Origin of the sequence: Lentzea sp. NPDC058450 (genome assembly GCF_042721395.1) — a bacterium.
Taxonomy (GTDB): Bacteria; Actinomycetota; Actinomycetes; order Mycobacteriales; family Pseudonocardiaceae; genus Lentzea.
The window spans coordinates 24,199-36,535 of record NZ_JBHXLO010000048.1; the positions used below are offsets into that span (position 1 = coordinate 24,199).

Below are 12,337 nucleotides of genomic sequence, written 5' to 3' on the forward strand. Positions count from 1 at the left end.
TCTGGTTACTCTCCGGCTCCCCTCCGCGCATCTTTTGGAGGTAGCCGACGCGGCCGAACGGGTCGCCGAAGCGACCGGTAAAACCGGAAAAACGCCTGATCAGGTACCGGATCCTTGTACGGATCTAGTTGGTACCCCCGACGGGATTCGAACCCGTACTGTGATCCTTTTAAGGGACCTGCCTCTACCGATTGGGCTACGGGGGCGCGGTGAGCCTAGGCCTTGATCGTCGGCTTGTGTGAGCGGATGGTGGTTTCTCGCCCGAGCGGCCCAGCGAATTGGACTAGAGCGAGCATCCGGGTAAGCGTCGAACGGACCCGAACATCAGCGGGTCCTCCCTGCGCCGAGGAGCTCCTTGAAGCGGAGCGCCACCCAGTCGTGGACGGCCGTGGAGACGCTGGTGTCGTCGGCGCGGTGTTCGAACCAGCGCCAGTCGCAGTTGACGTTGATCTCCAGGAACACGTGGTCTCCACCGGTCACGAGCAGGTCGAACGCCGCTACCTGGACGCGCCAGTGGCGGGCCAGGGCGAGCAGTTTGTCCGAGAGGGACGTCGGTACCTCGGTGGGTGTGACGCGGACTGCGTCGGGATCCACCCAGAGTTGGGCCGGGTCGAGTTTGTCGACCTGGTAGGCGATGCACTGCTCGCCGACCACGAAGACGCGCAGTTCCGTTTCGGACGGGACGTACTCCTGGACGATCACCGGCGCGGGTTCCGGGGTGTCGGAGGCGCGGGAGGTTTCCAGAGGGCGGGGGAAGAGGCCGTGCTGGACGCCCGGGCGGGGTTCCAGGAGGTGGCGGCCTGCCGTTTTGACGATGCAGGCGCCTCCGCCTGGGCGCGTTCGGCCTGGGCGGGTCGTCACGGCCGTGCGGGGCACACGGAGACCGAAGGCCGATGCGTCGGAAAGCTGCGTGAGACGGTCCAGGTGCGTCGAGAAGCGCGAGGGGTTCACATGTGCCCAGTCGGCGCGGGAGGACAGCCAGTTGGCCACTGAAGCCCACTGGTCGACCGCGTAGGCGCCGGCGAGGGTGCCGGGTTCCACGGGGACCGCGGAGAGTTCGAAGTGGCGGCGCCAGACCAGCAACGGCCTGAGCAGCCAGCGGTCCAGCTCGATCAACGGCTGGTCGGTGTAGACGGACAGCGGGAGGTCGACACACCTGTCCGCGTCTATGCGGGCCATGCGGATGCCGCGTTCGGCCAGGGCGATGGAGAGCTCGTTCATCTCCATGTCGGCGGCGCGGGCGAGGACGAGCACGCACGGTTGCGGGTTGCCGTCGCCCTCGTCGACCATGCCGAGGCGGTGGACCTGTTCCTGGAAGTCCAGGCACTTGGGCGGCGATCGGAAGAGATATTCCTGGCCCTGGAGCAGAAGGGGCCTGGCAGCCTCGGACGGGGCACCTGGCACCCGCCCGTCAGCCGACCTGGTCAATCGTCCTTCTTGCTGCGGAAAACTTGCCCCGCCTGCGCGTACTCTGCGGCGTACTGCGCCAACGCGGGGTCCTCGATCTCACCGCGACGAAGCTGTGCGGCCAGCTCCTCGAGAGACATCGGGATCACCTCTCTCCCCACATGGCGAATCACGCATTCAGGTGATGCACCAGCCGTAGTCTCCGAAACACGTAACGCAATGTCAAGGCGACCCTCGAAGCTTTACTCCGTTTGGGCGCTCAAGTTAAGCCCACGGACCAACGAAGTGCCCCGAACGAGGTCTCGTTCGGGGCACTTCGTCACTCACTGAGAGTAGTAATTAGGACTGCACAGCGCGGTCGAAGTCCGACTTCGGGTCGTTGATCTGCCCCAGGGCCACGATCTCGCGGCCGTAGAACAGCGCCTGCGTCCAGTCCATCAGCACGCGCAGCTTGCGGTTCACGGTCGGCATGAACGCCACGTGGTAGCTGCGGTGCATGAACCACGCGGGCACGCCCTTGAAGCGCAGGCCGAACACGTCCGCGACGCCCTTGTAGAGGCCGAGGCCCGCGACCGAGCCGAGGTACTTGTGGAAGTAGTCCTTCGGCTTCTGGCCACGCAGCGACGCGACGATGTTCTTCGACAGCAGCTTCGACTGACGGATGGCGTGCTGCGCGTTCGGCACGCACGTCGCCGTCGGGTCCTCCTCGATGCGCGAGAGGTCCGGCACCGCGGAGCAGTCACCGGCGGCCCACACGCCGTCGAGGCCCTGGACCTGCATGGCGGCGGTGCACCGGACGCGGCCGCGCTCGTCGAGCGGGAGGTCCGTGTTGCGCAGCACCGGGTTCGCCTTCATGCCGGCGGTCCAGATGATCGTGTCGGAGTCGAACTCGGTGCCGTCGTCCAGGACGACGTGACCGTTCTCCAGGGACTTCACGCGGGTGTCGAGGTAGATCTTCATGCCGCGCTTCTCGAGCGCCTCGACCGTCCACGCGCCGAGCTTGGCGGAGACCTCGGGCATGATCCGCCCGGCGGCCTCGACCAGGACCCAGTTCATCTCTTCGGGCTTGATGCCCTCGTAGTACTTGAGCGCATACCGCGTCATGTCCTCGAGCTCGGCGAGCGTCTCGATGCCCGCGAAGCCACCACCGATCACGACGAAGCTGAGCAGCTTCTTGCGCAGGTCCGCGTTGTTCGTGCTCGCGGCCTGGTCCAGGCGTGACAGCACGTGGTTGCGGACGTAGATCGCCTCGCCGATCGTCTTCATGCCGATGCCGACCTCGGCCAGGCCGGGGATCGGAAGCGTGCGGGAGATCGCACCCAGCGCGGAGACGAGCACGTCGTACTCGATCTCCTCGACGTGGCCGTCCGACAGCTCGGCGGTCACGATCTTGCGCGCGTGCTCGATCTTGGTGACGCGGCCCGTGACGACGTGGCAGCGCTTGAGCACCTTGCGCAGTGGAGCGACGACGTGGCGCGGCTCGATGGAGCCGGCCGCCGCTTCGGGCAGGAAGGGCTGGTAGGTCATGTGCGGCTGCGGGTCGATGACAGTGACGGACGCCTCGCCGGAACGCAGCTTCTTCTGCAGTCCGAGAGCCGTGTACATCCCGACGTACCCACCGCCGACAATGACGATTCGCGTGGGGTTCGACTTCACAGCAGCCATACACACATGGTCGCACCAGGACCCCATTTTTCGCGCGTCCGAAGGGGCCGTTGTGACTACCGTCGCCCGGTGATGCGGGACACGATCGGGGCTGACCTGCGCCTCCACCCCGACTCGAGCTGTTCTGCCTGAGAGTCTCGATTCAGATCCTCAGTGCGACGACCCCGATCACGACCGTCAGAGCACCCAGTCCGAGCACCTCCACGAGCCCGATCCCGGCACCCGACGGAACCACGGCCGCGAACGCCGCCACGACAAATGTGATCACTTGGACAATGGCGAACCGGCGCGCTGGTGCTTTCAGCGCAGCGGGCTCGATTCTCGTTTTCACCGGAACGACCGCGGCGAGCGCGGAAGTGACGTGAATCAGGTGCAACGCCGGAATCATGATCAACACTCCGAGCCGCAACGGGTGCCCGTCCGCGAACGCCATCGCGAGTGCCGCGTACCCGATCAGCAACGCCGGCCCGGCGCTCCCCGGCATCAGCACGGTCAGCACCGTCAGGGCCACGACGATCACCAGCGGCACCGCGGACGTCGCCTCCAGGTGCAGCACCACCGCCACGGGCACCGCCGCGAGCAGGATCGCCAGCCGCATCAGCACGACCGCGTCACCGCCACCCCGTGCTCGGCCATCCTCCGCAGCCGCACCCGGTGCTCGGCGGCGATCAGCTCGGCCGCCACCTCGCCCCACGCCGACTCGGAGTCCGGCACCAGCTCCAACGGCAGCGTGTTCACCGCCAGCACGACGTGCCCGCGCTTGCGCGTCTGCACGGCCAGTTCCGCGATCTCGTCGTCGAGGAACGGCGACAGCAGCACGACCACGCATCCGTGCGGAAGCCGGCGCAACGCCACGTGCGACGACCACCCGGCGGCCTGCACGCACACGACGAGCTGCGTGCGGATGCGCATGAGGTGCCGCCGCCCGACCCCGGACCGCACGTTGAGCTGCGGCCGGGACAGGTCCATCAACGCCACCCGGTCGCCCTGGCGCAGGTAGCCCGCGGCCATCGACGCCGCCCGCCGCACCGCCCGGTCGAGACTGCCGCCCGGCCGCGCCGACGCCCCGTACCGCGGCGACGACCACTCGGCGACCTCGGCGACGACGTCCGCGCGGGTGTCGAGGGCCAGCACGATCTCCGCGTCGGCCTCGGCGTGCCGCTCCCGGACGTGCACGACGCCGGTGCGGGTCGTGACGCGCCAGTCGATGCGCTTGAGCCGGTCCCCCGGCTGGAACGCCCTGATGTCGCGCAGCTCGGTCGAGTCGCCGGCGCGCGGCGAGCGGTGGATGCCGACCAGGCCCGCCGGACGGGGCGGCAGCGGTCCGGACGGGTGGTGCTCGACGGGCGGCAGGATCGTGCGGACGTGCTCGACGCCCACGATCGGCCCGTAGACGTGCAGGCCGTCCGGCCCGGCGAACAGGTGGTCCAGCCGCAGGTCGACGCCGGGTCCCCAGGCGTCGCGCCGGATCTCCACCGGCAGGTCGGGCGAGTGCGCCGGGATCGCCCTGGTCCCGCCGGGCAGCTTCACGACGGCGATCTCCGCGTCCGCGCCGTCGACGTGCGCGACGGTGTGCACGACCCCGGCTCCGGCCCCGCGCGGCACCGGACGCACGCTCACGGTCGGCGTGCCCTTGGGCCTCGAAGTCAGCAGCACGGACAGCACCAGCGGCACGCCGAACAGCACGAGCTCGGGCTGGTGCAGGAACATCCCGGCCACGACCAGCCCGACGCCGAGCCACACGGCCCGCGAGTAGGCGTCGGTCGGGTGCCAGTGCGCGCCGTGCGTCCGGGAGAACGCCTCCCTGAGCTTGTCCGCCCTGCTCATGAGCTGGGCGGGCCCGGAACCTTGCCGAGCAGCTCGGTGACGACCTGCACGCCGTTCACGCCGGACGTCCACGTCTCGGGCTTCATCACGAGCCGGTGCGCCAGCACGGCGATCGCGCACTCCTTGACGTCCTCGGGCGTCACGTAGGAGCGACCGTCCACAGTGGCCAGCGCGCGGGCGACGAGCACGAGCCCCTGCGCCCCGCGCGGTGACGCGCCGACCTCGACGGACTGGTGCCCGCGCGTCGCCACCGCCAGATCCACGCAGTACCGCAGGAGATCGTCGTCCACTGTGGTCTGTTCGAGCAGCGCCTGGAGATCGCCGAGCCGTCCGGGAGCCAGCACCGGCGGGACCTCGGCCTCCTCCCGTTGCCGCGCGAGCCGACGCCTGATGACCTCGACCTCCTCCTCCGCGGGCGGGTAGCCGATGTCGAGCCGCACCAGGAACCGGTCGAGCTGCGCCTCGGGCAACGGGTAGGTGCCCTCGTACTCGACGGGGTTCGAGGTCGCCAGCACGTGGAACGGCCGCGGCAGCGGGAACGTGCGCCCCTCGACCGTCACCTGCCGCTCCTGCATGGCCTCCAGCAACGCCGACTGCGTCTTCGGCGGCGTCCGGTTGATCTCGTCGGCGAGCAGCAACCCGGTGAACACGGGCCCCTGCCGGAACTCGAACTCGCGGCTGCCGGGGTCGTACAGGAACGACCCGGTGACGTCGGCGGGCAGCAGGTCCGGCGTGCACTGCAACCGCCGGAAGTCCAACGACAACGCCTGCGCGAGCGACCGCGCGATCAACGTCTTGCCGAGACCCGGCACGTCCTCCAGCAGCACGTGCCCGCCCGCCAGCACGGCCGCGAGCGCGAGCCGCACCGTCCGGGTGCGCCCGACGACGACCTTGCCGATCTCGTCGAGGACCGCCTCGGCCTCCAGCGCAATCGTCACTCGACCCTCCTGAGCTTCTCCGCGAGTGTCTTCGGATCGGGCACGTCCACCTCGACCCCGAGTCGTGCCAGCCGCGCGCGGAACCGTTCGTCGTAGCGGCGCGGATCCCCGGCCGCCTCCTCGAGCCGGCTGGCCAGCGTGCTGGCGTGCGCGGTGCTGATCGAGCCGGGCGGCGGCGGTGCCGAGACCCACAGGACGTCGGTCGCGCGCGGCAACCTGCTGACCAGCACGCAGAACGCCGTCGGCGGCACGGCCAGCACGACGGCCCACTGGGCGGGCACGCCCAGCAACCAGACGACGACGCCGATGACGACCCCGACCACCAACGCCAGCACGGTCTTCACGCGAGCTCCCGGACGATGCGATCGAGCTCCTGCCGAGCCTGCTCGGCCTGCGCGGCCGTCACGTCCTCGTGCCCGAACCGCGCGCGCTGGTACAGGTCCTTCAGGACGGTCGCGTCCACCCCGAGCTCGTCGGTGAACTCGGTGGGCGTCTGGTGCGGCAGCCGTTCCTCAGCGGCTTCGAGGGCGAGCCAGGCGGCGATCACGGCGTCGCGCGGCGGCCGTTCGGGATGCTTCGTGAACTCCTGCAACGCCTTCTCGACCCGCCGCACCACCGCCTGCTCCCCCACCTCGAAGCCCTCGATCTCGACCCCGCGCACTCCCCCGCGCCGGCGCCACCGCGGCAGCTGCAGGGCCAGGAGGATCCCGACGAACCCGAACAGCACGAGCACCGCGAGCACCACCAGGTAGACGGTGAGGGGCACGGCGAACATGCCCGGCAACTCGGTCGGCAGCGGCACGTCCACCTGCCCGGCGCCGTTGTCCGCCGGCGGGCGGTCGTCCAGCCGCTGGACCAGCGTGATCGGCGACGTGCCGCCGGCCGCGACAACGACGATCAGCAACGCCGCCACCGCCACCCCTGCCCGCCACCACTTCATGGCGGTCAGCGTGACACGCGGGAGGACACTTCGGATGATCCTTTGGTCGGTCAGTCGGGCAGCGACCGCCCGCGACACCGCCGCACCAGGTCGATCCGCTCCGGCCCGTCGAGCCGCACCACCACCCGGCCCAGCGCCGCCGCGTGCTCGGCGATCCGCTTCCGCACGACGTGCGCCGTCCCGGTCGAGCCGCCCACCGCCTGCGCCGGGCCGAGGCCGCACGCCACGTACAGGCAGCTCAGGTCGGCCGACATCGCGAGGTCCGGCAGCGAGACGGTGGTGGTGAACCCGCGTTCGCCCTTCCACGCCCAGGAACTGACGCTGATCCGCAGGTCGGGGCGGTGGAACAGGAAGCCGTCGTCGACCAGTTCAGGACCGAGGAAGTCGTGCCGCTCGACCAGGAACGCGAACGCGGGCGGCCCCTCGTCCCGCAACACCTGCACCGGCGTCGGCTTCGGCATCAGCCCATCGCCTTCTTCAGCACGTCCTGGAGCATCTGCTGGGTCAGCTTGCCTGTGTAGGTGTTGTGCGGCGACACGTGGTAGCAGCCGAACACCCGCAGCCCGCCCATCTCGACCTCCACCCCGTGCCCGAACTTCGGCCGCTCCGGCCCCAGCAACGGCAGGAACGCCTTCCACCCGAACCCGCCGAGCACCAGCACCGACCGCAGCCGGCGCATCAGCCCCATCTCCTCGCGCAGGTACCCCGAGCACGTGTCCCGCTCCACCGGCGTCGGCTTGTTGTCGGGCGGCGCGCACCGGACGGGCGCCGCCATCCGCACGCCGCGCAGCTCCAGGCCGTCGTCCGCGGACACCGACGTGGGCTGCGAGGCCAGCCCGACCTGGTACAACGCGCGGAACAGGAAATCGCCGGACGGGTCGCCGGTGAACATCCGGCCCGTCCGGTTGGCGCCGTGCGCGGCGGGGGCGAGGCCCACGATCAGCAGCGAGGCGTCGAGAGGACCGAACCCCGGGACCGGTTTGCCCCAGTAGGTCTGGTCGCGGAACGCCGCGCGCTTCTCCAGGGCCACCTTCTCGCGCCACTCCACCAGGCGCGGGCAGGCCCGACAGGCCGTTATTCGATCGTCGAGTTCCGTAGTGTTGCTCCCATGTCCGAGGAGAAGACCGAAGAGAAGCCCAAGTCTCCCACCGATGATCTGGTGTCCACCCAGCACAGCATCACGGTCGGGGGACGCGAGCTGAGCTACACCGCCACGACCGGGCGGGTCGTGCTCAAGCAGGAGGTGTTCAAGGACGGCGTGTTCGAGGGCCACAAGCCCAAGGCCGAGGTGTTCCTGACCACCTACACGCTCGACGGCGCCGACCCGACCAAGAGGCCCGTCACGTTCGCGTTCAACGGTGGGCCCGGCTCGGCGAGCCTGTGGCTGCACATGGGCGTCCTCGGGCCGCGCCGCGTGCTCAGCGGTGACGTCGGCGACCTCGCCGCCCCGCCCTACGGGATCGCGGACAACGAGGAGACGCTGCTCGCCGAGAGCGACCTCGTGTTCATCGACCCGGTGTCGACCGGCTTCTCCCGGGCCGCCGAGGGCGAGAAGCCCGGCAGCTTCCACGGCTACCAGCCCGACGTCGACTCCCTCGCCGAGCTCATCCGCCTCTGGACCGCGCGCAACGGCCGGTGGATGTCGCCGAAGTTCCTCTGCGGCGAGTCGTACGGCACGCTGCGCGCCGCCGGTCTGGCCGAGCAGCTGCAGCGCAAGCACGGCATGTACCTCAACGGCCTCATGCTGATCTCCAGCGTGCTGGACTTCGCGACGCTGGAGTTCAACGAGGGCCACGACCTCGGCTACACGCTCTTCCTGCCGACGTACGCGGCCATCGCGAACTACCACGGCCTGCACGGCGACCGGCCGCTCAAGGAGGTGCTCGCGGAGGCCGAGGAGTTCGCGGTCCGCGACTACCCGTACGCCCTCGCCCGCGGCAACCGGCTGACCGACGTCGAGCGCGCCGCCGCGATCGAGAAGATCGCCCGCCTCACCGGCCTGTCCGAGGAGTACGTGGACGCGGTCGACCTGCGCGTCGAGCACATCCGGTTCTTCACCGAACTGCTGCGCCGCGACCGCAAGACCGTCGGGCGCATCGACGGCCGGTTCACCGGCTGGGACAAGGACTACGGCCGCGAGGAGATCTCCGCGGACCCGTCCATCGACGCGATCCTCGGCCCGTACACGGCCACGATCAACCACTACCTGCACGCCGAGCTGGGCTACTCCAACGACCTGCCGTACACGACGTTCGCGTCGGAGGCGATCGAGAAGTGGTCGTACAAGGAGTTCGAGGGCCGGCACGTCACCACGGCGGGCAAGCTCTCCGCGGCGATGCGGGCCAACCCGCACCTCAAGGTCCACGTCGCGTTCGGCTGGTACGACGGCGCCACGCCGTACTTCGCGGCCGAGCACCTCATCGCGCACCTCCAGATCCCGAAGGAGCTCACCGCGAACATCGAGTCGGCCTACTACCCCGCCGGACACATGATGTACGTGCATGAGCCCAGCCGGATCCAGCAGTCCGCGGACCTGGCGGCGTTCGTCCGGAACTCCTCCAACACGTGATCAGGCCACTGGACCTGACCGACGACGCGGTGCTCGACGAGCTCTTCACCGTGCAGCGGCTCGGGTACGCGGTCGAGGCCGAGATCATCGGCTTCGACCGCATCCCCGGTCTGCTGGAGTCGCGGGACGACCTGGCGGGTACGCACCACGAGTTCCTCGGCTACTACGACGACGAGGGCCTGGCCGGCGCGATCGCGTTCGTGCGCGACGAGTCCGAACTGGACATCTGCCGGATGTTCGTGCACCCCAGGGCTTTCCGCCGCGGCATCGCCTCGAAGCTGCTCGACGCACTGGAACCGGCGAAGCGCACGATCGTCAGCACGGGCAGCACCAACGAACCCGCGCTGGCGCTCTACCGCAAGCACGGCTTCGTCGAGGTCGGCACCCGCGAGGTGGCACCGGGTGTGTCGATCACGAACCTGGTCCGAGAATGATCATCTTCCTGAACGGGACGTCCAGCTCCGGCAAGTCGAGCATCGCCGCCGAGCTGCTCGACGAGCTGGACACCCCGTTCTTCCACATGGCCGTCGACGCGTTCGGCACCATGCGGTCCGTCAAGCGCACGCTGGAACTCGGCGAACCGGCCCAGCGGGAGCTCCTGCGCCGCACCAGGGCCGGCTTCCACCGCGCCGTCGCCGGCATGGCGGCCGCGGGCAACGACGTCGTGATGGACCACGTGCTGAGCGAGCCGTGGCGGTTGCAGGACTGCCTCGACGTCTTCGCGGGCCTGGACGTCGTCCTGGTGGCCGTGCACTGCCCTCTGGACGTGCTGGAGCGGCGCGAACGGGCCAGGGGCGACCGGGTGCCGGGGGCAGCGGCCCAGCAGCTCCAGGAGGTGCACCGGCATCAGCTCTACGACTTCCAGGTCGACACCGGCGTGCACAGCGCGCGGCAGTGCGCACGCGCGATCAAGGAGTTCGTGGGCAGGCCGTCGCGGAACAGGGTCTTCGACGAACTGAGGGGCCGCGCCCGCAGGCACGACCCCTCAAGCTCCTAGCAGGAAACCCGGTCAGACGACCGCGCGCTCCTCCGCGAAGTGGCAGGCGGCCGGGTGGTCGTCCTTGCGCACCACGAGCTCCGGCACCTCGGTGGCGCAGATGTCCTGCGCCTTCCAGCACCGCGTCCGGAACCGGCAACCCGACGGCGGGTCGATCGGCGACGGCACGTCACCCGTCAGGCGGATGACGTCACGCCGGCCGCGCTGGGTCGGGTCCGGCACCGGCACGGCGGACAGCAGCGCCTGCGTGTACGGGTGCATCGGGCGCTCGTAGATCTGCTCCTCGGTGCCGATCTCCACGATCTTGCCGAGGTACATCACCGCGACGCGGTCCGACAGGTGGCGGACCACCGACAGGTCGTGCGCGATGAAGACGTACGAGAGGCCCATCTCCGACTGGAGGTCGCCCAGCAGGTTCATGACCTGCGCCTGGATCGACACGTCCAGCGCGGACACCGGCTCGTCGCACACGATCACCTTGGGCTTCAACGCGAGCGCGCGGGCGATGCCGATGCGCTGGCGCTGACCGCCGGAGAACTGGTGCGGGTACCGGTTGATGTGCTCCGGGTTGAGACCCACGGTCTCCAGCAGTTCCTGGACCTTCTGCTGGCGCGATCCCTTGGGGGCGACCTCGGTGTGGATCTCGAAGGGCTCCCCGACGATGTCGCCGACCGTCATGCGCGGGTTCAGCGACGTGTACGGGTCCTGCAGCACGATCTGGATGTCGCGCCGCAGCTTGCGCAGCTCGGAACCCTTCATGCCGAAGATGTCGCGGCCCTCGAACTTGGCGACGCCCGACGTCGGCGGCTCCAGGCGCATCAGCACCTGGGCCAGCGTGGACTTGCCACAGCCGGACTCGCCCACGACGCCGAGGGTCTCGCCCTTGTTCAGCGAGAACGAGACGCCGTCGACGGCCTTGACGTGGCCCACGGTGCGCTTGAACAGCACGCCGACGCGGACCGGGAAGTGCTTGACGAGGTTCTCGACCTCGAGGATCGGCTCAGCCACGAGCGACGACCTCCTCCGCGATGTGGCACCGGCTGGTGCGGCCCATGCCGAGGTTGTGCACGGTGGGCACCTCGGTGGAGCACCTGTCGAACACGCGCGGGCAGCGCGGGTTGAACGGGCAGCCGGGCGGGATGTTGGTCAGCGACGGCGGCAGACCCTTGATCGTCTTGAGCTCCTGGCCGCGCAGGTCCACGCGGGGCAGGGACTCGAGCAGCGACTCGGTGTACGGGTGTCCCGGCGCGCGGAACAGCTCGTAGACGTCGGCGTGCTCGACGATGCGGCCCGCGTACATGACCGAGATCCGGTCCGCGACGTCGGCGACGACGCCGAGGTCGTGGGTGATCAGGATCATGCCCATGTCGCGTTCCTTCTGGATCTCCGCGAGCAGGTCCATGATCTGGGCCTGCACGGTGACGTCCAGCGCGGTCGTGGGCTCGTCCGCGATCAGCAGCTCCGGGTCGAGAGCCAGCGACATCGCGATCATCGCGCGCTGCCGCATGCCGCCGGAGAACTGGTGCGGGTAGTCGGTGATCCGTCCCTTGGCGTTCGGGATCTTGACCTGGTCGAGCAGCTCGATCGCCCGCTTGCGCGCGTCCGCCTTGGACATGCCGCGGCGGACCTTGAGCTGCTCCTCGATCTGGAACCCGATGGTGAACACGGGGTTCAGCGCCGAGAGGGCGTCCTGGAAGATCATGGCGATGCCCTCGCCACGGACCTGGCGGCGCTCGTCCGCCGACTGCTTGAGCAGGTCCTCACCGCGGAACTTGATGGAACCGTTGGTGATGAACCCCGGCGGCGTGTCCAGGATGCCCATGATCGTCTGCGCGGTCACGGACTTGCCGGAGCCGGATTCACCCAGCACGGCAAGGGTTTCGCCCGCGGAGACGTGGTACGAGACGCCGTTGAGCACCTTCGCGACACCGTCGCGAGTGCGGAATTCCACGTGGAGATCCTCGACCTCCAGCAATGGCTGAGTCACAGGATTC

At 69.4% G+C, this 12,337-nt stretch carries 15 protein-coding genes and 1 tRNA gene; 3 read left to right on the top strand and 13 right to left on the bottom strand.

Annotation, left to right across the window (positions count from 1 at the left end):
* Positions 1 to 129 precede the first annotated feature (129 nt).
* The 11 genes from ACFWNN_RS42780 to ACFWNN_RS42830 all read right to left on the bottom strand — a co-directional run bounded on the left by ACFWNN_RS42780 (position 130) and on the right by ACFWNN_RS42830 (position 7,825).
* Positions 130 to 206: transfer RNA gene (locus ACFWNN_RS42780), tRNA-Leu, on the bottom strand.
* 118 nt (positions 207 to 324) lie between these two features.
* A complete protein-coding gene (locus ACFWNN_RS42785) occupies positions 325 to 1,428 on the bottom strand; it encodes a RimK family alpha-L-glutamate ligase (protein ID WP_382445716.1) in 1,104 nt (367 codons plus the stop codon).
* Positions 1,425 to 1,547: a hypothetical protein gene (locus ACFWNN_RS42790; protein WP_256238980.1), complete on the bottom strand. Its 123-nt coding sequence runs from the start codon at positions 1,545 to 1,547 to the stop codon at positions 1,425 to 1,427. The genes ACFWNN_RS42785 and ACFWNN_RS42790 overlap by 4 nt, the downstream gene beginning before the upstream one ends.
* A gap of 199 nt (positions 1,548 to 1,746) precedes the next feature.
* Entirely contained in the window at positions 1,747 to 3,072 is a 1,326-nt protein-coding gene (locus ACFWNN_RS42795) for an NAD(P)/FAD-dependent oxidoreductase (RefSeq protein ID WP_382445717.1), read from the bottom strand.
* 142 nt (positions 3,073 to 3,214) lie between these two features.
* Positions 3,215 to 3,676, bottom strand: coding sequence for a hypothetical protein (locus ACFWNN_RS42800; RefSeq protein WP_382445718.1), 462 nt, complete (start codon positions 3,674 to 3,676; stop codon positions 3,215 to 3,217).
* Positions 3,670 to 4,899: a DUF58 domain-containing protein gene (locus tag ACFWNN_RS42805; protein WP_382445719.1), complete on the bottom strand. Its 1,230-nt coding sequence runs from the start codon at positions 4,897 to 4,899 to the stop codon at positions 3,670 to 3,672. The genes ACFWNN_RS42800 and ACFWNN_RS42805 overlap by 7 nt, the downstream gene beginning before the upstream one ends.
* Positions 4,896 to 5,837 carry an AAA family ATPase gene (locus ACFWNN_RS42810; RefSeq protein WP_382445720.1) on the bottom strand — a complete coding sequence of 314 codons (942 nt, stop codon included), beginning with the start codon at positions 5,835 to 5,837 and terminating at the stop codon, positions 4,896 to 4,898. The genes ACFWNN_RS42805 and ACFWNN_RS42810 overlap by 4 nt, the downstream gene beginning before the upstream one ends.
* Positions 5,834 to 6,181, bottom strand: coding sequence for a hypothetical protein (locus ACFWNN_RS42815; RefSeq protein WP_382445721.1), 348 nt, complete (start codon positions 6,179 to 6,181; stop codon positions 5,834 to 5,836). Before ACFWNN_RS42815 ends, ACFWNN_RS42810 begins: the two co-directional genes overlap by 4 nt.
* A complete protein-coding gene (locus ACFWNN_RS42820; protein ID WP_382445722.1) occupies positions 6,178 to 6,777 on the bottom strand; it encodes a DUF4129 domain-containing protein in 600 nt (199 codons plus the stop codon). The genes ACFWNN_RS42815 and ACFWNN_RS42820 overlap by 4 nt, the downstream gene beginning before the upstream one ends.
* Positions 6,778 to 6,827: 50 nt before the next feature.
* Positions 6,828 to 7,238, bottom strand: coding sequence for a hypothetical protein (locus tag ACFWNN_RS42825; RefSeq protein ID WP_382445723.1), 411 nt, complete (start codon positions 7,236 to 7,238; stop codon positions 6,828 to 6,830).
* Entirely contained in the window at positions 7,238 to 7,825 is a 588-nt protein-coding gene (locus tag ACFWNN_RS42830; protein WP_382445724.1) for a uracil-DNA glycosylase, read from the bottom strand. Before ACFWNN_RS42830 ends, ACFWNN_RS42825 begins: the two co-directional genes overlap by 1 nt.
* Before the next feature lie 60 nt (positions 7,826 to 7,885).
* On the opposite strand from ACFWNN_RS42830, the gene ACFWNN_RS42835 reads away from it, so the two are divergent.
* Genes ACFWNN_RS42835 through ACFWNN_RS42845 form a run of 3 tightly spaced genes read left to right on the top strand, consistent with a single transcriptional unit; the run spans position 7,886 to position 10,343 of the window.
* Complete coding sequence (locus ACFWNN_RS42835) at positions 7,886 to 9,346, top strand: S10 family peptidase (RefSeq protein ID WP_382445725.1); 1,461 nt, start codon at positions 7,886 to 7,888, stop codon at positions 9,344 to 9,346.
* Positions 9,343 to 9,780 carry a GNAT family N-acetyltransferase gene (locus tag ACFWNN_RS42840; protein WP_382445726.1) on the top strand — a complete coding sequence of 146 codons (438 nt, stop codon included), beginning with the start codon at positions 9,343 to 9,345 and terminating at the stop codon, positions 9,778 to 9,780. Before ACFWNN_RS42835 ends, ACFWNN_RS42840 begins: the two co-directional genes overlap by 4 nt.
* Positions 9,777 to 10,343, top strand: coding sequence for a chloramphenicol phosphotransferase CPT family protein (locus ACFWNN_RS42845; RefSeq protein ID WP_382445727.1), 567 nt, complete (start codon positions 9,777 to 9,779; stop codon positions 10,341 to 10,343). Before ACFWNN_RS42840 ends, ACFWNN_RS42845 begins: the two co-directional genes overlap by 4 nt.
* Positions 10,344 to 10,355: 12 nt before the next feature.
* On the opposite strand, the gene ACFWNN_RS42850 is transcribed toward ACFWNN_RS42845, so the two are convergent.
* On the bottom strand, positions 10,356 to 11,351 hold the full coding sequence (locus ACFWNN_RS42850; RefSeq protein WP_382445728.1) for an ABC transporter ATP-binding protein: 996 nt from the start codon (positions 11,349 to 11,351) through the stop codon (positions 10,356 to 10,358).
* On the bottom strand, positions 11,344 to 12,330 hold the full coding sequence (locus tag ACFWNN_RS42855) for an ABC transporter ATP-binding protein (protein ID WP_382445729.1): 987 nt from the start codon (positions 12,328 to 12,330) through the stop codon (positions 11,344 to 11,346). Before ACFWNN_RS42855 ends, ACFWNN_RS42850 begins: the two co-directional genes overlap by 8 nt.
* Between the last annotated feature and the right edge of the window lie 7 nt (positions 12,331 to 12,337).

Excerpts from the sequence above, each read along its gene's own strand:
- ACFWNN_RS42790 (WP_256238980.1), bottom strand. The coding sequence starts at position 1,547 with ATGTCTCTCGAGGAGCTGGCCGCACAGCTTCGTCGCGGTGAGATCGAG.
- ACFWNN_RS42795 (WP_382445717.1), bottom strand. The coding sequence starts at position 3,072 with ATGGCTGCTGTGAAGTCGAACCCCACGCGAATCGTCATTGTCGGCGGT.
- ACFWNN_RS42805 (WP_382445719.1), bottom strand. The coding sequence starts at position 4,899 with ATGAGCAGGGCGGACAAGCTCAGGGAGGCGTTCTCCCGGACGCACGGC.
- ACFWNN_RS42820 (WP_382445722.1), bottom strand. The coding sequence starts at position 6,777 with ATGAAGTGGTGGCGGGCAGGGGTGGCGGTGGCGGCGTTGCTGATCGTC.
- ACFWNN_RS42825 (WP_382445723.1), bottom strand. The coding sequence starts at position 7,238 with ATGCCGAAGCCGACGCCGGTGCAGGTGTTGCGGGACGAGGGGCCGCCC.
- ACFWNN_RS42835 (WP_382445725.1), top strand. The coding sequence starts at position 7,886 with ATGTCCGAGGAGAAGACCGAAGAGAAGCCCAAGTCTCCCACCGATGAT.
- ACFWNN_RS42845 (WP_382445727.1), top strand. The coding sequence starts at position 9,777 with ATGATCATCTTCCTGAACGGGACGTCCAGCTCCGGCAAGTCGAGCATC.